The 17,672-nt window shown below is 55.1% G+C and carries 19 protein-coding genes; 4 read left to right on the top strand and 15 right to left on the bottom strand.

The genetic code is table 11. The annotated features are described in order from the left end of the window. Positions 1 to 44 precede the first annotated feature (44 nt). Positions 45 to 740: a dethiobiotin synthase gene (bioD, locus tag RS584_RS09750; RefSeq protein WP_015570628.1), complete on the top strand. Its 696-nt coding sequence runs from the start codon at positions 45 to 47 to the stop codon at positions 738 to 740. On the opposite strand, the gene clcB is transcribed toward bioD, so the two are convergent. From clcB to RS584_RS09790, 8 genes are all read right to left on the bottom strand, one after another. Then, entirely contained in the window at positions 675 to 1,985 is a 1,311-nt protein-coding gene (gene clcB, locus RS584_RS09755; protein WP_315749531.1) for a voltage-gated ClC-type chloride channel ClcB, read from the bottom strand. The genes bioD and clcB overlap by 66 nt on opposite strands. 105 nt (positions 1,986 to 2,090) lie before the next feature. Next, complete coding sequence (osmV, locus tag RS584_RS09760; RefSeq protein ID WP_003857446.1) at positions 2,091 to 3,239, bottom strand: osmoprotectant ABC transporter ATP-binding protein OsmV; 1,149 nt, start codon at positions 3,237 to 3,239, stop codon at positions 2,091 to 2,093. After that, the gene (gene osmW, locus RS584_RS09765) at positions 3,239 to 3,886 is read right to left on the bottom strand and encodes an osmoprotectant ABC transporter permease OsmW (RefSeq protein ID WP_006808875.1); all 648 of its coding nucleotides are present in this window, start codon (positions 3,884 to 3,886) and stop codon (positions 3,239 to 3,241) included. The genes osmV and osmW overlap by 1 nt, the downstream gene beginning before the upstream one ends. An 8-nt stretch (positions 3,887 to 3,894) precedes the next feature. Next, positions 3,895 to 4,794: an osmoprotectant ABC transporter substrate-binding protein OsmX gene (gene osmX, locus RS584_RS09770; protein WP_017694085.1), complete on the bottom strand. Its 900-nt coding sequence runs from the start codon at positions 4,792 to 4,794 to the stop codon at positions 3,895 to 3,897. Positions 4,795 to 4,812: 18 nt separating this feature from the next. Beyond that, positions 4,813 to 5,523 carry an osmoprotectant ABC transporter permease OsmY gene (osmY, locus tag RS584_RS09775; protein ID WP_032648184.1) on the bottom strand — a complete coding sequence of 237 codons (711 nt, stop codon included), beginning with the start codon at positions 5,521 to 5,523 and terminating at the stop codon, positions 4,813 to 4,815. A gap of 250 nt (positions 5,524 to 5,773) precedes the next feature. Further along, positions 5,774 to 6,523 carry a YoaK family protein gene (locus tag RS584_RS09780; RefSeq protein ID WP_047056363.1) on the bottom strand — a complete coding sequence of 250 codons (750 nt, stop codon included), beginning with the start codon at positions 6,521 to 6,523 and terminating at the stop codon, positions 5,774 to 5,776. A 146-nt stretch (positions 6,524 to 6,669) separates the two neighbouring features. Next, complete coding sequence (locus tag RS584_RS09785) at positions 6,670 to 7,854, bottom strand: MFS transporter (protein WP_017384552.1); 1,185 nt, start codon at positions 7,852 to 7,854, stop codon at positions 6,670 to 6,672. 57 nt (positions 7,855 to 7,911) lie between these two features. After that, positions 7,912 to 9,039, bottom strand: a complete 1,128-nt coding sequence (locus RS584_RS09790; protein ID WP_045907541.1) for an alpha/beta hydrolase — start codon at positions 9,037 to 9,039, stop codon at positions 7,912 to 7,914. Positions 9,040 to 9,153: 114 nt separating this feature from the next. Here RS584_RS09790 and RS584_RS09795 point away from each other — a divergent pair, with 114 nt between their 5' ends. The 3 genes from RS584_RS09795 to RS584_RS09805 all read left to right on the top strand — a co-directional run bounded on the left by RS584_RS09795 (position 9,154) and on the right by RS584_RS09805 (position 11,154). Next, positions 9,154 to 10,038 carry a LysR family transcriptional regulator gene (locus RS584_RS09795; RefSeq protein WP_017384550.1) on the top strand — a complete coding sequence of 295 codons (885 nt, stop codon included), beginning with the start codon at positions 9,154 to 9,156 and terminating at the stop codon, positions 10,036 to 10,038. Positions 10,039 to 10,123: 85 nt separating this feature from the next. Then, positions 10,124 to 10,801, top strand: coding sequence for a type A chloramphenicol O-acetyltransferase (gene catA, locus RS584_RS09800; protein WP_315749537.1), 678 nt, complete (start codon positions 10,124 to 10,126; stop codon positions 10,799 to 10,801). Between the two features lie 38 nt (positions 10,802 to 10,839). Beyond that, on the top strand, positions 10,840 to 11,154 hold the full coding sequence (locus tag RS584_RS09805) for a nitroreductase (RefSeq protein ID WP_315749539.1): 315 nt from the start codon (positions 10,840 to 10,842) through the stop codon (positions 11,152 to 11,154). Between the two features lie 114 nt (positions 11,155 to 11,268). Here the strand turns inward: RS584_RS09805 and RS584_RS09810 are convergent, their stop codons facing one another. From RS584_RS09810 to RS584_RS09840, 7 genes are all read right to left on the bottom strand, one after another. Further along, positions 11,269 to 11,580 (bottom strand): YebG family protein, encoded by a 312-nt coding sequence (locus RS584_RS09810; protein ID WP_017384548.1) that lies wholly within the window; start codon positions 11,578 to 11,580, stop codon positions 11,269 to 11,271. Positions 11,581 to 11,689: 109 nt separating this feature from the next. Next, a complete protein-coding gene (dmsD, locus tag RS584_RS09815; protein WP_315749540.1) occupies positions 11,690 to 12,304 on the bottom strand; it encodes a Tat proofreading chaperone DmsD in 615 nt (204 codons plus the stop codon). A gap of 44 nt (positions 12,305 to 12,348) precedes the next feature. After that, entirely contained in the window at positions 12,349 to 13,203 is an 855-nt protein-coding gene (locus RS584_RS09820; RefSeq protein ID WP_045339614.1) for a dimethyl sulfoxide reductase anchor subunit family protein, read from the bottom strand. Between the two features lies 1 nt (position 13,204). Further along, the gene (locus tag RS584_RS09825) at positions 13,205 to 13,822 is read right to left on the bottom strand and encodes a DMSO/selenate family reductase complex B subunit (protein WP_315749543.1); all 618 of its coding nucleotides are present in this window, start codon (positions 13,820 to 13,822) and stop codon (positions 13,205 to 13,207) included. Between the two features lie 10 nt (positions 13,823 to 13,832). Next, positions 13,833 to 16,271 carry a selenate/tellurate reductase subunit YnfE gene (ynfE, locus tag RS584_RS09830; protein ID WP_315749545.1) on the bottom strand — a complete coding sequence of 813 codons (2,439 nt, stop codon included), beginning with the start codon at positions 16,269 to 16,271 and terminating at the stop codon, positions 13,833 to 13,835. A gap of 130 nt (positions 16,272 to 16,401) precedes the next feature. Then, positions 16,402 to 16,707 (bottom strand): DUF1161 domain-containing protein, encoded by a 306-nt coding sequence (locus tag RS584_RS09835; RefSeq protein WP_003857424.1) that lies wholly within the window; start codon positions 16,705 to 16,707, stop codon positions 16,402 to 16,404. A gap of 102 nt (positions 16,708 to 16,809) precedes the next feature. Continuing rightward, positions 16,810 to 17,664 (bottom strand): benzoate transporter, encoded by an 855-nt coding sequence (locus RS584_RS09840; protein WP_003857421.1) that lies wholly within the window; start codon positions 17,662 to 17,664, stop codon positions 16,810 to 16,812. Between the last annotated feature and the right edge of the window lie 8 nt (positions 17,665 to 17,672).

Below are 17,672 nucleotides of genomic sequence, written 5' to 3' on the forward strand. Positions count from 1 at the left end.
ACCTGGTTTATATTTTGAAGCATACCCAAGAGGTGGAATGAGTCATGCTTAAGCGTTTCTTTATTACTGGTACGGATACGTCTGTCGGGAAGACAGTCGTATCCCGCGCGTTACTTCAGGCCCTGGCGGCAAGCGGTAAACGCGTTGCAGGATACAAGCCGGTTGCAAAAGGCAGTAAAGAGACGCCAGAAGGGCTGCGCAATAAGGATGCCCTGGTTCTGCAAAGCGTCTCGTCTCTGGAACTGCCTTATGATGCCGTTAATCCTATCGCCTTAAGCGAAGAGGAAAGCAGCGTCGCTCACAGTGGGCTTATCAACTACAGCCTGCTTTCTGATGGCCTGGCAAATCTGAGTGAAAAGGTTGACCACGTTGTCGTTGAAGGGACCGGCGGCTGGCGCAGCCTGATGAACGATTTACGTCCCCTTTCCGAATGGGTGGTGCAGGAGCAGTTGCCGGTGATTATGGTCGTGGGCATTCAGGAAGGGTGCATCAACCATGCCTTGCTGACGGCGCAGGCTATCGCTAATGACGGCCTGCCGCTGATTGGTTGGGTGGCGAACCGTATTAACCCGGGCCTTGCGCACTACGCTGAAATCATCGATGTGCTGAGCAAAAAGCTGCCTGGCCCGCTGGTGGGCGAACTGCCTTATCTGCCCCGCGCCGAGCAGCGCGAATTAGCGCACTATATCGATCTCTCGGCTTTCGGCGGTATGCTGGCCGTAGATCGAGTCGTGGCGTAGCGTTCTCGACAATACCGACGCCACAACACAGGCAACCAGCAAACCGGGAAGTAAAAAATACAGCCCGGTCATCTCACATACCATCAAGGCCGACATGATTGGCGCATGCGTTGTGGCGGCGAGCAGCGTCGCCATACCCGCCAGCCCGAGCAGGATCGCCGTCTCAGAGCCAGGAAACCACAGCGCAAAGATCTGCGCAAACAGCATTCCCGTTGCCATACCGACGAACAAGGTTGGCGTGAACACGCCTCCCGGCGCGCCGGACCCGCTGCTTGCCAGCACCGCCAGCAGCTTGCAAATAAAGACGCCAGCAATCACCGACAGCAGCGGCGGCGACTGCAAAAACGCCTGAACCACGCTATAGCCATTCCCCCATACCTTCGGCGTTAGCAGCGACAGCAGCCCGACGATCAGACCACCCAGCGCCAGCTGCCACGGCGGTGAAAGTTTGAGACGCAGAAACAGCCTGTGGCTGGCCGCCATCAGCCACATCAGCAGCGGGCCGCAAACGCCAGCCAGCAGACCCACGCCAACGATCAGGAAATAATCCACCGCCGTAAGCATCTCGCTGAGATGGACATCATATAGCGTATTCGCGCCGGGACTTAACAGGCGCGTGGTCAGCAGGGCCACTACAGCAGCAATCACCACCGGGCCGAGGGAGGCCAGCATCAGCGTGCCAAACAGGATCTCTGCGATAAACAGGCTGCCCGCCAGCGGCGCATGATAGGCGCTGGCCATCCCGGCGGCGGCACCGCAGGCGATCCACAGTTTCCATTCGGATTTCGGCGTACAACGTTGTGCAAAAAAGGAGGCGGCGAGGGCGGCGAGCAGGATCATGGCGCCTTCACGGCCGATGGCGCTGCCGCTGGCAACCACCAGCAACGACGCGAGGGATTTCACCAGGCTGGCGCCGTAATCAAACTGGCCGTCACCCGTCTCAAGCGCTTCCATATAATCGGTGGGGGCGTGGGGACGTTGTGCCGTCATGCGCTGCCATCCCCACAGTAGCATTCCCGCGGCCAGACCACCCAGCGCAGGCGTCAGCGCCCGCCGCCAGGGCGATAACGCGGCTGCGGCGTTCACCAGACTTCCGCTTTCGTTGCTGAGAAATAGCCACTCCAGCAGATACATGCTGTGGCGGAACACCGCAACGGCCAGCGCCGCCAGCACGCCGGTGACGGTAGCAATCAGGAGACGACGAAACATCGCGCGGATGTCGGGGTAAGCGTGAAGACGTTGCATGAAGTCGTGATTTAACGGGGACGATACAATATTGTGGCGGTAAATCGGGAGGTTAGCAAAAGGTATGCGTGCGGAAAAAGGCCGGGCAGTACCCGGCCTGAATGCTTAACTCTCGCTATGAATATTCAACGCCCGGCGCGTACGCCCTGAGCTCAAATATTCCGCAATATAATCCTGGGATATTTCGCCGTTATAGCGTCCGTCCTCGTCCACAATCGGCATCCAGCTGGTGTTGCTCTCATACAAGCGAGAAAGCACCACGCGCAGGTTATCCTCGGCCTTACCGGTCATGCGGAACGGATGCAGAATATCCCCGCAGCTGCCGCTGGCGTTACGCGCTTCGCGGCGCTTCACAAAGCCGAGCGGTTTGCCGTGCTCATCAACCACGGTAATGGCGCGAATATCGTTGTCATCCATGGTGGCGAAGGCCTCCGGCAGCGGCGTCGATTCGCGTACCGTAATGGTAGGCTGCTGGTCGGTGACGTCGCCCGCCGATACCAGCAGCAGGCGTTTCAACGTCCGGTCCTGGCCAACAAACGAGCCAACAAACTCATTCGCGGGTTTCGCCAGCAGCTCGTCCGGGCTGGCGCACTGCACGATACGTCCCTGACGGAAGACGGCAATACGGTCGCCCAGCTTCAGCGCTTCGTCAATATCGTGGCTCACCAGCATCACGGTCTTTTTCAGCTTGCGCTGCATCTCCAGGAACTGGTTCTGGATCACCTCACGGTTAATCGGGTCGACCGCGCCGAACGGTTCATCCATCAGCAGGACCGGAGGATCCGCTGCCAGCGCGCGGATGACGCCGATACGCTGCTGCTGACCGCCGGACATTTCGCGCGGATAGCGGTGAAGGAATTTATGCGGATCCATTGCCACCATATCCATCAGCTCCTCGGCACGGGATTTACAGCGCGCTTTATCCCAACCCAGCATGCGCGGCACGACGGTAATGTTCTCTTCGATGGTCATGTTGGGGAACAGGCCAATTTGCTGGATCACGTAGCCAATGTTGCGACGCAGGGTCACGGTGTCCATTCCGCTGGTGTCTTCGCCGTTAATCAGGATCGTCCCGCTGCTTGGCGTAATGAGACGGTTGATCATCTTCAGGGTAGTGGTTTTCCCGCAGCCGGACGGGCCGAGCAGCACGCACATTTCCCCTTCAGGCACGTTCAGGTTGACGTTGTCGACGGCCTTAAACGTCTGGCCGTGTTTCTGTGAAAATTGTTTGGTGAGGTTTTCCAGTTTTATCATTATCGAATCCCCTTCGGAGTCAGTACCACCTGCAAACGGTGCAGCAACCAGTCGAGCACAATCGCTAAAAGACAAATCATCAGCGCGCCCGCAATCAACATACGAATATCACTCCCGCCAATACCGTTAAGCAGCAGCAGGCCCAGCCCGCCCGCGCCGATCACGGCGGCAATCGCCATGACGCCGATGTTCATCACCACGGCGGTGCGGATGCCGCCAAAAATCACCGGCAACGCCATCGGGATTTCCACCCAGCGCAGACGCTGCCAGAAGGTCATGCCGATGCCGCGTCCCGCTTCACGCAGGCCCGGCGGCAGGCTGTCGAGCGCCGTGTGGGTGTTACGCACAATCGGCAGCAGCGAATAGAGGAACACCGCCGTAATCGCGGGCAGGGCGCCAATGCCCTGACCGATCAGCGAAAAGAGCGGGATCATCAGGCCGAAAAGCGCAATTGACGGGATGGTGAGCACAATGGTGGCAATTCCCAGCACCGGCGTTGCCAGCCATTTATGGCGGACAATTAAAATGCCCAGCGGCACGCCAATAATAATCGCCAGGCCCACGGCGAGCGCCACCAGCCACAGGTGTTGCAGCGTCAGGGTTAAGAGATAGTCCCAGTTGTCGAGAATATAGTGAATCGTCTCCATAGCGCCTCCTACAGCAACTGTTTGCTACGCAGGAAATCACGGGCGACCTGCTGCGGTGACTGATGGTCGATATCCACCTTCTTATTCAGTTCGGTGATAACGTCGTTATTGAGCTGGGCTGAAAGGGTGTTCAGCGCCTCCTCCAGCCCCGGATTAGCCTCCAGCGTGTCTTTCCGAACAACTGGCGTCACGGCATAACTCGGGAAGAAGCCTTTGTCATCTTCCAGCACTTTAAGATCGAAGCCCTTTACGCGCCCGTCGGTGGTGTAGATCAGCCCCGCATCGACAAACCCGTCGCGCACCGCGTTATAGACCAGGCCCGGATCCATCTGGCGGATCTGCGGGCGGTCCAGCTCCATGTTGTAGGCTGCCTGCAACGGTTTCATCCCGTCGCTGCGCCCGGCAAATTCCAGGTCAAGGCCCAGCAGCCAGTTGTTATCCGGATCGGTTTTACGGATCTGCTCAATCTTTGCCACCATCTCAGACATGGTATTGATATGTTCAGCCTCGGCGCGTTTGCGCTGCATGGCAAAGGCATAGGTATTGTTCATATCGGCAGGTTTAAGCCACACCAGACCGTGCTTCGCATCGAGGCGTTTGACCGTCTCGTACGATTCCTGCGGCGACATGCGTTTGTTGATGTGGTTGAAGATGATCAGCGAGGTGCCGGTATACTCCCAGGTCATATCAATCTGCTTGTTGATCATCGCGTTACGGGAAATCACCGTTGCAATATTGGTCTGAGGCTGTACCTGAAACCCTTTCTTTTGCAGATACTGCACGGTCATGGCCGAGAGAATGTGCTGCTCGGTAAAGCTCTTGGTGGCCAGGATCAGCGGCGCGGCGAGCGCCTGGCTGGTGAAGAGCGCGGCGGCGCATAGCGCCGTCAGCCCGGAAAACAGTCTCATAGAAGCTCCTTGTTATAATTATCGCGCGAGATGCGGGCTCAGTAATCGGCCCAGTGCCGCCAGCAGCGTATCCAGAATCAGGGCGAACAGAGCGGTGGCCGCCGCGCCCAGGATCAGCGTCGGGAAATCATTCAGATAGATCCCCGGGAAAATCAGCTCGCCGTAGCTGCTGGCGCCAATCAGGAATGCCAGCGGTGCGGTACCGACGTTAATCGCAGTGGCAATGCGAATACCGGAAAGCATCACCGGCCAAGCGTTTGGGATCTCAACCTGACTCAGGCGCTGCCATTTGGTCATGCCGATACCGTTTGCCGCTTCCAGCAACGACGCGGGAACAGAGCACAGCCCGGCATAGGTGTTACGCACAATCGGCAGCAGAGAGGCCAGAAAGAGGGCGATAATGGCCGGTTTATCACCGATGCCAATCACCACCATCGCCAGCGCCAGAACGGCCAGCGGCGGCAGGGTGTTGCCCACGTTAAAGATTTGCATCACATATTCGGCGATACCACGTGCGGCCGGACGGCTCAGCAGAATACCGCTTGGAATGCCCACCAGCAGGGCAAAGAACATGGATGAAAAGACCAGAATCAGGTGCTGTTGCCCGAGGTAAATCAGGTCAACCTGGCGCGCCTTAATCGTTTCCAGTCCTATTCCCCAGGTGAGGAGAGCGAGAACCACGATAATCGCGCCGACAAAAAGCAGCGAACGTTTAAGTAATGGGTGCATTGCGGTGTGTCTCCCTGTGCGCATGCGTTATAGCAACCACCGGTTGCCTGTTGTTATGCCATGTTTCGGCAGGGGTACTTCACCTATAGCAAGCGAAACGGAAGGGTTCCAGCGAAGGGGGTAAATCAGTAACCCTATGAAATTAGTGACAACCTGAGTGAAGCCTTATGGCATAAGGGCTGTCAGTGGGAAGGCAGAATAGTCTTAAAGAAGTATGCCTTACGTGACAACGTCACATAAAGCGTGCTGATTATATCTGTCGACTGAGCGCGGCGCGCACCTTGCGTACGCGCCACGAGATGCGGACGATAGAGAAGGCGGCGACGATTACCAGCAACAGGCCCAGCGCCAGCATCGCGTGGAATCCAAACTCTCTGAACAGGATCAGCCCCGCGATCCCGCCGCTGATAAAGGAGAAAAGGGTAGTTAAATGGGTTTTGAGCTGACTCTTTTGCGCGGCCGTATCTTTGGAGTAATCCCGGCGCAGCATGGCGACCATAACGGAGGCCAGCGAAATGCCCGCATCGGTCAGCGTGCCGGTGATGTGCGTGGATCTCACCCGACCGCCGGATAGTTGAGTGGAGGTGGAATTATGAATTCCCATCAACCCGCACAGGAAAATAATAATCTCCTGATTCGTGGCGAAGGAGTGAAAATACATTTCGTACAGGGATACCCCGGCCAGTAATAGCCCTTCAACAAACAGAACCTGGCTGAATACCAGCCTGACGTTATGGATAATCCCCCAGATAACAATAATCCGCGCAGCGATGGCACCTGAGACAAACGAAAGAATAATGGCACCAAAGAAAAGAATATCGCTGAGATCGGTGGAGGAAACTTCGCTGGATAGCTGCGAGGTATTGCCCGTCATATGCGAGGGAAAAAAACCGAACGCGCCCAGCGCAATGGCATTCAGCAGTCCCGCGGAGGTCGCCAGCCAGAGGGCAAGACGACGATCCTCCTGATGCGTTCGTTCTTTCTTTAATTTAATCAGCAAAGAATACCTCCGGTTTGAGCTTTGCCTGAACGCTCAAGCTAACAAAGCGATGTCGCTGGCTGACCAGGATATTGCTTAATTATTATTTCAACGGGAGGTGAGCGAGGTTTTGTAATTAAATAAAACAACCCTGTTAATATAATGCCTTATTTCCGATGGCGCGACGTCGTAAAAGTCAGCACCCCTGCACTCAGGAGTAATATGCTGCTTAAAGCGAAGGTGCTCTGCCAGCCAAAGGTATCAAACACCACGCCACCCGCCGTTGAGCCAAGCGCAATGGAGAGTTGGATCACCGCGACCATTAGCCCGCCGCCAGCCTCGGCATCTTCCGGTAACGTACGGGCGATCCACGTCCACCAGCCGGTGGGGGCCGCAGTTGCCAGCATTCCCCAGAAACCTAACAGCAGGGCCACGATCCACAGGCTGTCCCCGGTGAGCATTAATACCCCTGCAATCAGCGCCATAAGCAGCGGTATGGCCATTAAGGTGAGGTAAAACGCGGCATTCAGGACCAGCGCGACGATCAGCGTGCCGATGAAACCTGCGATACCGATAGTGAGCAGGATCAGCGATAAGCCGGAAGGACTGACGTGGGTGACGGTTTCGAGGAAGGGGCGCACATAGGTAAATAACGCAAACTGTCCCATGAAGAACAGGCCGCACGCCATCAGACCCACCGAAACCGCAGGCTGGTGGAGCAGGCGAAATACGCTTTTACGTGGCGACGGCCGCTGGTTCCCGCCCATGTTGGGCAGGCTAAAATATTGCCAGATGAACGCCACAATCGCCACGGGAACCAGGCAAAGAAACGCGCCGCGCCAGCCAATGGTCGAGCCGAGATAACTGCCCAGCGGGGCGGCGACCACCGTCGCCAGCGCGTTGCCGCCGTTAAAAATCGCCAACGCACGAGAGACCTGATGCTGAGGCACCAGCCGAATGGCGGTGGCAGCAGACATCGACCAGAAACCGCCGATGGCGATGCCGATCAGTGCCCGGCCTGCCATATACATCAAAGCGTTTGGGGCGAAGGCGATAATGATCCCTGACAGCGCCATCAGGACGGTCATGCCTGAAAGAAGATGTTTGCGATTCATATTCCCGGCAAGCCGGGAAAGAAAAAGGCTGGTCAGGACAGCCAGCGCACCAGAGAGGGCGATCCCCTGGCCAGCCGTCCCCTCTGTCACCCCTAAATCTCTGGCGAGGGGCGTGAGCAGACTGACGGGCATAAATTCCGAGGCAATGAGGACAAAAACGCACAGGGTCATGGCAAAAATACCGCCCCAGTGTGCACGCTCAGCATCACGGGATGAGGTTTGATTCAGTGTGGACATAGGTGTAATTCACGGCGAAGAGAAGATAAGCCCCCTGATTGCCGGGGGCTAAGAGAATTAATCCAGACTGGTTTTGAAAAACTGCCCGAACTGCGCGAACGGGATTTTCCCTGCGACGTTATCGTAGAGATCAACGTGATTCGCACCGGGAACAATCACCAGTTCCTTCTGTTTGCTGCCGACAGCTTTAAACGCATCTTCCGCAAAATAACGTGAGTGCGCGTTTTCACCGGTCACAATCAGCGTTGGGATGGTGATCTCCCCGGCATAGCTCAGCAGCGGCATATTCATAAAGGACAACGGCATGGTCGCGGTCCATGCGCCGGTGGAGTTTACGGAACGGGCATGGAAGCCGCGCGGCATACGGTAGTAATCATAGAACTCTTTCAGTACCGGATGCGGATCGGCGGGCAATGCTTCCGGCAGAATACGCCCGGCCGCCGTTACCTTACCGTTTTCATCGACATAAATATCGTGGCCGCCATGGGCGAAGGTGCCGCTTTCAGCATCTTTCCAGCGTTGCGCGTTCAGATACTGCAACACGGCCCGGCGATCGGCCGCTGAATAACGATCTCTCCCGTCGCCCACGCCGTGACCCATCGCGCGGCTCATATCGTACATTACGCTGGTGGCGACCGCCTTCACGCGGGTATCCATGGATGCCGCGTTCAGCGCCATACCGCCCCAGCCGCAGATCCCGAGAATGCCGATACGGTTACGGTCGACTTCTTTCTGTAATCCGAGGAAATCCACTGCGGCGCTAAAGTCTTCGGTGTTGATGTCAGGGGAGGCAACGTTACGCGGCTGGCCGCCGCTTTCACCCGTGTAGGATGGGTCGAAGGCCAGGGTCACGAACCCCTGTTCAGCCAGAGTCTGGGCATAAAGACCACTGGATTGTTCTTTAACCGCACCGAATGGTCCACTGACGGCAATCGCCGCCAGCTTCTGGTCGCCGCTGTTCCTGGGAATGTACAGATCGCCGACCAGGGTGATCCCGTATCGGTTCTCGAACGTCACCTTGCGGTGGTCGACTTTATTGCTCTCGACGAAGGTCTTATCCCAGGTTGTCACCATCGAAACGGGGGCGGCAGGATTTCGTGTTTCTGCATAACTCATTGTTGTCACTCCACTTAATGATGCGCATAGCAGCAGCGCAACGGACAGTTTTTGGGTGAATGTTTGCATAAGAGGTACCGTGTGTTGTTGTAATGCGGTCATTATAGTTAGCAGAAATAGTGCTGATTAGAGGCCAAAGGCTGCTAGGATTAATATCATATTGTTATGAATTGATGAGGCATGATGGCGAAGCGGGAAAACTACAATGAGCTGTATCTGTTTATCCAGGTGGTGCGGGAGGGAAGCTTCACGGCAGCCGCGCAACGGCTCGGGCTGGCACAATCCGGGATCAGTCGATCGGTTCGCGAGCTGGAAGAGCGGCTGGGCGTTCGGCTTCTGGTGCGTACAACGCGCAAACTGTCGCTGACCCACGCCGGGGAGCAACTTTACCAGACCGCTGGTTCAGCCTTTGATGCGCTCGATACCGGGCTGACCAGACTGGCGCATTACCGCCAGACGCCATCCGGCACGGTGCGTATTAATGCCAGCCAGCACGCCATCGAAAAATGCCTGCTGCCAAAGCTCGCTATCTTCAAACAGCGTTACCCGGATATCCGTCTGGAATTGATGAATGAGAGCCGGTTCGTGGATATCATTGCCGAGCGATTCGACGCGGGCGTCCGGCTTGGGCCGGAGGTGGGACAAGGAATGATTGCCGTGCGCATCACGCCCGATATGGAGATGGCTGTGGTTGCCGCTCCGGCGCATTTTCGGCGCTATGGTTTCCCGCAGACGCCCGCCGATCTGGATGCTCATCCCTGCATTGCCTACCAGTTTGCCGACGGTAACCACTATCAATGGGAGCTTGTTCAGGACGGGAAGCATGTTACTCACCGCCCGGAGGGGCAATGGGCCTTTTCCGACAGCTACATGGAGGCCGAAGCGGCCCGGCTGGGACTCGGGCTGGCCTATGTCCCGGTTGAGCTGGTGGCTGACGATCTGGAGCGTGGCACGCTTATACGCGTCTTACAGCGCTACAGCCTGCGGATGGACGGACTGTACCTCTATTATCCACACCGCAACGTATCCCCGGCGCTGAGAGCGGTGATTGATACGCTGAAAATTTAGGGTGCCTCTTCGCTACGGTCTATACAGCCCCTACGTTTGTGATACGCTACTATTTTATATAGCGCAGCTCAACTAAGGCTCTGAAATGACAAAAATAATGCCAGAATATACGGTAGTTGACTTATCACGTTGGGCAAGAAAGGAACACTTTGAAGTATTTCAGGGCTTTGCTCAATCTACATTTAACCAAACGGTTCAGCTGGACATTACCGTGCTGCTAAAGCATATCAAAGAGGTTGGCTGGAAATTTTATCCTGCGATTATTTCCCTTATTTCTGACGTCGTAAACCGGCATCCGGAATTCCGTATGGCCATGAAGGATGATGAGCTTGTAATATGGAATGAGGTTCATCCAAGCTATACCCTTTTCCATAAAGAAACGGAGACATTTTCATCGTTATGGAGTCATTACGATGGAAATATTCACCATTTTCAGCGCGTTTATGCAGAAGATGTTGCCCGCTATGGCAATATCCTTGCTTACTGGCCTAAAGAAGAGTCCTGGGAGAATATATTCTTCATATCGGATATTCCGTGGGTCAGTTTTAGCAGTTTTAACGTCAACGTCGCTAACATGCGGAATTTTTTTGCGCCCATGTTCACGTTTGGAAAATACTATAACCAGGATGGAAAGGTCTTGTTGCCTTTCGCCGTTCAGGTCCATCATTCTGTCTGTGACGGTTTCCATGTGGCCAGGCTGATCAACGAGTTACAAGAGTTGTGTGATAATTTACCGCACCATTCAGAGGCGCTCAACGTGTGATTCACGTGTTTTTAACATACGCCTGACGAGGGGAAATAATGGAACCGAATTTTACGCCAGAACAGATTGAAATGATTAACCGCATTGTTTTCGAGCAGATCGAGATCATGCATGAGAAAGTAGCTGAAATAATCGCAGATACAGAGACGGTGGCGCATCAGCGCCTGAAGGATAACGGGATCACTATGACAGATTTCTACCCTGCGAATAAAAACTTCCTGATGATGGCCCTTGTACAGGATCTGATAGATAAAGTGCACGGGGGCGATAAGGACCTGGCCAAAACAATGATAACCATGGAAGCAAAAAGGCTGAATATCAGCGTAAACGTTGAGGCGGACAAATCAAGATAACAGGACGTATTTTCAGGGTTACGGTTGATGAATATAAGGTTCAGCCGACCTTAATAAAGCCGCGAGCCGTTTCCGGCCCGCGGCGGCAGGACAGGTGATCAGACGTTCTGACGATCAGGCGGCTTTGACGGCCCGGATTTTTTTGCTGCTGTCCGCATCTGATGCTGTTTTATCCGTTTCAGCATTGAGCTCGGGAAGCTTGCTGGTACGCAGGATATGCTGCACGGACTCTTTCTGCTCGGCGAGATAAAGACCAAGGTTCTCCGCCTGCGTTTCATCCATCTGCATTCCGCTTTGCAACAGCCAGTCGGTAAACGCTTCTGCCATATCGAGCAGCTTGTCGTGAGCGTCAGCCTCTTTCTTACTGGCAAATGTCATTTTTTCTTCACCTTTTCTTACGACAACAAATTTTGTTTCAACAGCCATTGTGCATCCTCGTATACTGTAATTATATACAGTATAGCAGTTGTGACGTTGTGTTGCAGCAAAAATGTGCGAGCCTGGCCTGCACAACGGGTGGACAAGCCAGGTGCTGTTATCGGTACAGCGTTTTTTCGACAATCGGGATCAGCAAAGTGGACTGCCATTCCGCCAGCGTCAGCTGGGCAAGTTTACCCAGCGCGGTGTAGAACGGATGGGCCGCGTTTTCAACGAATACGCTAAGGAAACGCGTGCTCCATGGCAGCAGATGCCAGGCAAGAAGCTGGTCGCGGTCTGTTTCGCGACCGTTCTCGGCAAGCCATGCCGCCAGCATCAGCAACGTTCCGAAATGATCTTCGGGCTCATTCTGCTGCATCTCAAAGGCGATATGGTTTTCACGCATCCACTGACGCAACGCGAGGGTCGAATCGCCAAACAGCACGGACTCGCGATCAAGCCAGACCGAGCCCCACGGGGGGGCGGGCAGGGCATATGGGCCAATAAACAGACGCTGCCAGGCGTCTTTCAACGCTTCATCCGATGGGGTCTTAAACATACTGGCGACAGGCAGCAGATTTTCCTCCGCCAGCGGCCAGTCCTGAACCCAGTCACCTGCGGTCAGGGCACCCACCAGCGGCGCGGTCTGCTCGCTGTCTGGAGCGAAATAAAACAGCGCGCCCAGTACCCGGGCGCTGAACGCGAACGATTCGCGGCGTGAGACGTCATTCATTACAACTTTCCTTACTTGCGCGCGGGTAGCCCCGCGCACCTGTGTTAACCTGCAATTGCTAACCCTGCGGTCATATGCAGACCATAAAATAGCCCACGGCCAATCAGTTCACCCAGCGCCACCAGCACGACACCTGCAAACAGGCCGAGCGTTTTTGGCTCCTGACGACGAATCAGCGGGCAGATCCAGCAGCCTAAACCCGCCGCCAGCAACGCGATGCGCCATACCTGAAGCGAACCATAATCCGGAAGCAGGGCGTTAGCCTGCTGGATGGAACTCTGTATTGTCCCCAGCGTATTGCTTTGCAACACGACGACCGCCACGCAGACGATGAGTGCCAGTACGCTGACTGACGCAGCAAGAGTACCTTTGAATGTCACGTTTGCAACGCGCAGCAGCAGCGCGGCCAGCAGAGGACCAGCCAGAACCATCGTCAGGAAGAAGCTCAGCGTGGTGTAACCCGTATACCAGGTCGGGACAGTCTCAATCTGATAGACCCGGGTCATCGCCCAGACAAAAACGATGCCCAGGATCTGGCTGACAACCAGCCAGATTTTGCCCAAAGCTGGGGGCATTTTACCGATAACCGACACCAGCCACCAGAAACCGCCCACGGCAAAGAAGATCGAACCCGCCGCGATCTCATTACTCAGCGCTGACGCGCCCACGCGGTTAAGCGAGTTGAAGGCACGCAGCGGGGAGCCAAGATGCAGTACCGAGGCCATAAACCCAATACCCATTACCAGCCAGAGAAAAAACAGGCTGCGCACGATGCGCATTCTGGCCTTGTCATCATTTTCCTTAAGCCAGACGAAGCCCATCACGATTAACGCGCCGGCCACGCACTGCCCGAAAACGGTGAAGATCACCAGCGGCCATTCATGCCATCCACTTCCCATCTCACACCTCCTTCGGGTTTGCCAGGTAGCCGGTGGTGTCACCCGTCGGACGGCTGTTGGCGTTAGGTTTAATCACAATACTCGGCTTCGTGAAGTGCGTAGACGGCAGCGGCGCGACGGCAGCAAGTTGACCGTGTTTTTTGCGCAGCTCTTCAATCGGGCCAAAGTCCAGCGCGCGCAGCGGGCAGGATTCGACGCAGATGGGCTTTTTGCCGTCCGCCACGCGGCTGTGGCAGCCGTCGCACTTGGTCATGTGGCCTTTGGCGGCATTGTACTGCGGCGCGCCGTACGGGCAGGCCATGTGGCAGTAGCGACAGCCGATGCAGACATCCTCGTCCACCACCACAAAACCGTCGTCGCGCTTGTGCATTGCCCCGCTCGGGCAGACCTTGGTGCAGGCCGGATCTTCGCAGTGGTTGCAGGCAATCGACAGGTAATAGGCGAAGACATTCTGATGCCAGACGCCGTTGTCCTCCTGCCAGTCGCCGCCCGCATATTCATAAATACGCCGGAAGCTGACATCCGGGGTCAGGTCTTTGTAATCCTTGCAGGCCAGCTCGCAGGTTTTACACCCGGTGCAGCGGCTGGAATCAATAAAAAATCCATACTGGGTTGTCATCGGTTAATCCTTATGCCTTTTCGATCTGCACCAGGTTCGTGTGCTGCGGGTTGCCTTTCGCCAGCGGTGACGGGCGGTGCGTGGTCAGGGTATTGATGCAGGAGCCGTGATCGACACGATCGCCGTTCATGTTGGCGTCATGCCAGGCGCCCTGGCCCATCGCGCTTACGCCGGGCATGATGCGCGGGGTGACTTTCGCGGCAATACGCACTTCGCCGCGGTCGTTGAAGACGCGCACCATATCCCCGTTTTTGATTCCACGTTGCTCCGCATCCACAGGGTTAAGCCACACCTCCTGGCGACAGGCGGCCTGGAGCACATCCACGTTGCCGTAGCTGGAGTGGGTACGGGCTTTAAAGTGGAAACCGAACAGTTGCAGCGGGAACTTGCTGCGCTCGGGCGCGTCCCAGCCTTCAAAGGTTGAGGTATAGACCGGCAGCGGGGTGATGGTTTCGTCTTTTTGCAGTTCCCAGGTTGCCGCAATATCCGCCAGCTTGCTGGAGTAGATCTCGATTTTGCCCGACGGGGTTTTCAGCGGATTGGCATCCGGATCGTCACGGAATTTTTTATAGGCCACAAAATGTCCGTTAGGATCTTTGCGCTTATAAATACCCATTTTTTTCAGCGCATCGTAGGATGGCAGCAGCGGATCTTTGGCGACCATTTTGGCGTACAGGTAGCGCAGCCACTGCTCCTGCGTACGGCCTTCGGTGAATTTCTGATGGATATCCGGTCCGAGGCGTTTCGCCACTTCACTCATGATCCAGTAGATGGGCTTGCGCTCGAACTTCGGGGCGGTAACCGGCTGGAGAAAAATCAGGTATCCCATGTTGCCGGCGTAATCGTTGGGGATGATATCTTCCTGCTCGACGGTCATCAGATCCGGCAAAACAATATCGGCATACTTCGCGGACGAGGTCATAAAGTTGTCGATGACGACGATCGTTTCGCACTTGCTCTCATCCTGCAAAATGTCGTGAGTTTTGTTGATATCGGAGTGCTGGTTGATGATGGTATTACCCGCGTAGTTCCAGATGAACTTGATCGGCACATCGAGCTTATCTTTGCCGCGTACGCCGTCGCGCAGGGCGGTCATCTCCGGTCCACGCACGATGGCATCCGTCCAGCTGAAGCAGGAGATTTGCGTTTTCACCGGATTTTCCGGCAGCGGCATGCGTTCGATGGTGATGGTGTAGGTCGATTCGCGCGCGCCGCTGTTGCCGCCGTTAATGCCGACGTTGCCGGTCAGGATCGGCAGCATGGCGATGGCGCGGGACGTTTGCTCCCCGTTGGCCTGGCGCTGCGGGCCCCAGCCCTGGCAAATGTAGGCCGGTTTCGCCGAACCGATTTCACGGGCCAGCTTAATGATGCGATCGGCAGGGATGCCCGTTATGCGAGACGCCCACTCCGGGGTTTTCGCGGTTTTGTCATCACCCTGGCCGAGAATATAGGCTTTGTAATGACCATTAGCCGGTGCGCCTTCCGGCAGGGTTTTTTCGTCATAACCCACGCAGTATTTATCGAGGAAAGGTTGATCGACCAGATTTTCATTAATCAGCACCCACGCAATACCTGCCACCAGCGCGGCATCGGTGCCCGGACGAATCGGGATCCACTCGTCTTCACGCCCTGCGGCAGTGTCGGTATAGCGCGGATCGATAACGATCATCCGCGCGTTTGACCGTTCGCGCGCCTGCTCAAGGTAGTAAGTGATCCCGCCGCCGCTCATGCGCGTTTCCGCCGGATTATTACCGAACATCACGACCAGTTTGGTGTTTTCGATATCCGATGTGCTGTTGCCGTCGTTGCTGCCGTAGGTGTAGGGCATTGCGCAGGCGATCTGCGCGGTGCTGTAGGTGCCGTAGTGGCTGAGGAAGCCGCCGTAGCAGTTCATCAGGCGCGCGACCAGCGAGGCGTAAGGGGAGGAGCGGGTGATGTTGCCACCTACAATTCCGGAGGAGTAGTTAATGTAGACCGCTTCATTGCCGTATTTTTCGACCACGCTTTTCAGGCTCACGGCGATGGTGTCCAGCGCTTCTTCCCAGGTGATACGCTCAAACTTGCCTTCTCCGCGTTTGCCCACGCGTTTCATCGGATAGTTCAGACGGTCTGGGTGATTAATGCGACGGCGAATTGAACGGCCTCGCAGGCAGGCGCGAACCTGATGGTTGCCGTAAATATCCTCGCCGGTATTATCCGTTTCAACCCAGTAGACTTCGTCGTCGCGAACGTGCAGACGCAGGGCGCAGCGGCTACCGCAGTTCACCGAGCAGGCGCCCCAGACAACTTTGTCTTCTGCGGGCTGAATAGCGGTCTGCACAGCGGCGGCGGCACTTTTCAGACCAAAAGGTAATGCGATCCCACCGGCGGCAAGCGCCAGGGATCCTATGGCAGTCGATTTAACCAGAGTTCGACGGCTTATACCGCCGTGATGTTCAACTTCGGACATAACTCACCCCATCATTGTTAATAATTATTTTCACCCGTGACTACAACCGGGCTAATGATGGGGGGAGTGTTACTTATTTAGAGGTATTAAATATTAATCCTCGTCAAATCAGGGGAATTGAGTGGGAAAATCATTGCGGCTCAGCGGGCGCATTCTCTTGCGTACCTGCGCCGCTCACCGGGTAGTTGCCGCTACTGGTGCGGGTGTACAAAATTTTGAAAGTATCGTTGGCACAATGCCCAACGACCTGCGCATCCGGCTGATCGGCCTGATCGTTCGGGACGATGTTCAGGGTAAAGCCAGACTCCGGTACGCCGTTGTTGATAATCTTCTGCTGAATGTCGCTTTTCACGCGCTCGCAGGAGTCCGGGGCCGCAAGAAGAGCGGGTGAAGCACTCATTAACAGCAGGGCGGTAATCCAGGGTAACCGTTTCATCTGTAGCTCCTTTTCACTGTGTGGACTGTAAGCATAGCAGGGTTAGGGTAAGCTTTTGTTTTTGGACCTGTCTTTCTGAATTGTCCTGGAGCCCTGCCTGCGTCATAAAATAAATTGCGAATAATGGTGCTGATTGTCTACCAGATAAGAAGGCAGGGTGCGTTTTGATACCTCTTGCCTGACCAGTTTTCGGTCTCGTCCCCAGATATCTTCGGCGTTGGTAATAACCTTCATAATATGTTCCGGGTTATTAAATTCCGGCAGATCGTATTCGGTATGAGAAATGGTAGACATTTTTTCGGAAATTCTTTCTGGAGTCATTACCCATGAGAAATGCCAGCCGCCATCTTTCACAATTTTATTATTGATTTTTAGCCAGTTCCATTTAAACCATGACCAGTTTTTATCTTTGCGCGCACGCTTCCAGTTTCTGAAAGATTCAGGCTCACCGTGGAAGAAATGCTTAAGGTTGTAATAGGACGTCGCGCGGGGCAAGGTACATTTTCTCGGCGTACCATCCGTGTTGTGAACCTGGAGATTAAACTGATAGTTGAACACGTTTTGATGAATAGTCGTGCAGAGCGCGCGCGGATTAATGGCCCTGACCGTGTCGGGAGAGAAGATTTCGTCAACGTCTGACACCAGAATCAGATCGTCGTCTGCCGCGTCTTTTAACCCGTTCATAATGGAGTTGCGCAGCGCTGCTTCATTTGCCCATGCATCAACCTGGTTATTATCCGCACGGTTTAAAATAGGCTGCGCGTCAAAAGGCACGTAAATGATTTTGTCTTTGAATTTGGCAAACTTTGTAATATCGAAATGCAATTCTCTCGGTATGCCCGTAAAAGAGTGTGTTGCTTCTACAATGACAAAACGGTCAACGACATCAGCGAGAGTATGTAATCTGATGTCGAGCAACATATCTTCGTCATAGTATAAAAAACAGTCGTAAATCATGATGTTAA

Origin of the sequence: Enterobacter sp. DTU_2021_1002640_1_SI_PRY_ASU_LCPMC_013 (assembly GCF_032389435.1) — a bacterium.
Classification (GTDB): domain Bacteria; phylum Pseudomonadota; class Gammaproteobacteria; order Enterobacterales; family Enterobacteriaceae; genus Enterobacter; species Enterobacter hormaechei_C.

Bases quoted from the DNA above. Each gene is read 5' to 3' on its own strand.
- bioD (WP_015570628.1), top strand. From the start codon at position 45: ATGCTTAAGCGTTTCTTTATTACTGGTACGGATACGTCTGTCGGGAAG.
- clcB (WP_315749531.1), bottom strand. From the start codon at position 1,985: ATGCAACGTCTTCACGCTTACCCCGACATCCGCGCGATGTTTCGTCGT.
- osmV (WP_003857446.1), bottom strand. From the start codon at position 3,239: ATGATAAAACTGGAAAACCTCACCAAACAATTTTCACAGAAACACGGC.
- osmW (WP_006808875.1), bottom strand. From the start codon at position 3,886: ATGGAGACGATTCACTATATTCTCGACAACTGGGACTATCTCTTAACC.
- osmX (WP_017694085.1), bottom strand. From the start codon at position 4,794: ATGAGACTGTTTTCCGGGCTGACGGCGCTATGCGCCGCCGCGCTCTTC.
- osmY (WP_032648184.1), bottom strand. From the start codon at position 5,523: ATGCACCCATTACTTAAACGTTCGCTGCTTTTTGTCGGCGCGATTATC.
- RS584_RS09785 (WP_017384552.1), bottom strand. From the start codon at position 7,854: ATGTCCACACTGAATCAAACCTCATCCCGTGATGCTGAGCGTGCACAC.
- RS584_RS09790 (WP_045907541.1), bottom strand. From the start codon at position 9,039: ATGCAAACATTCACCCAAAAACTGTCCGTTGCGCTGCTGCTATGCGCA.
- RS584_RS09795 (WP_017384550.1), top strand. From the start codon at position 9,154: ATGGCGAAGCGGGAAAACTACAATGAGCTGTATCTGTTTATCCAGGTG.
- catA (WP_315749537.1), top strand. From the start codon at position 10,124: ATGACAAAAATAATGCCAGAATATACGGTAGTTGACTTATCACGTTGG.
- RS584_RS09805 (WP_315749539.1), top strand. From the start codon at position 10,840: ATGGAACCGAATTTTACGCCAGAACAGATTGAAATGATTAACCGCATT.
- RS584_RS09810 (WP_017384548.1), bottom strand. From the start codon at position 11,580: ATGGCTGTTGAAACAAAATTTGTTGTCGTAAGAAAAGGTGAAGAAAAA.
- dmsD (WP_315749540.1), bottom strand. From the start codon at position 12,304: ATGAATGACGTCTCACGCCGCGAATCGTTCGCGTTCAGCGCCCGGGTA.
- RS584_RS09820 (WP_045339614.1), bottom strand. From the start codon at position 13,203: ATGGGAAGTGGATGGCATGAATGGCCGCTGGTGATCTTCACCGTTTTC.
- RS584_RS09825 (WP_315749543.1), bottom strand. From the start codon at position 13,822: ATGACAACCCAGTATGGATTTTTTATTGATTCCAGCCGCTGCACCGGG.
- ynfE (WP_315749545.1), bottom strand. From the start codon at position 16,271: ATGTCCGAAGTTGAACATCACGGCGGTATAAGCCGTCGAACTCTGGTT.
- RS584_RS09835 (WP_003857424.1), bottom strand. From the start codon at position 16,707: ATGAAACGGTTACCCTGGATTACCGCCCTGCTGTTAATGAGTGCTTCA.
- RS584_RS09840 (WP_003857421.1), bottom strand. From the start codon at position 17,664: ATGATTTACGACTGTTTTTTATACTATGACGAAGATATGTTGCTCGAC.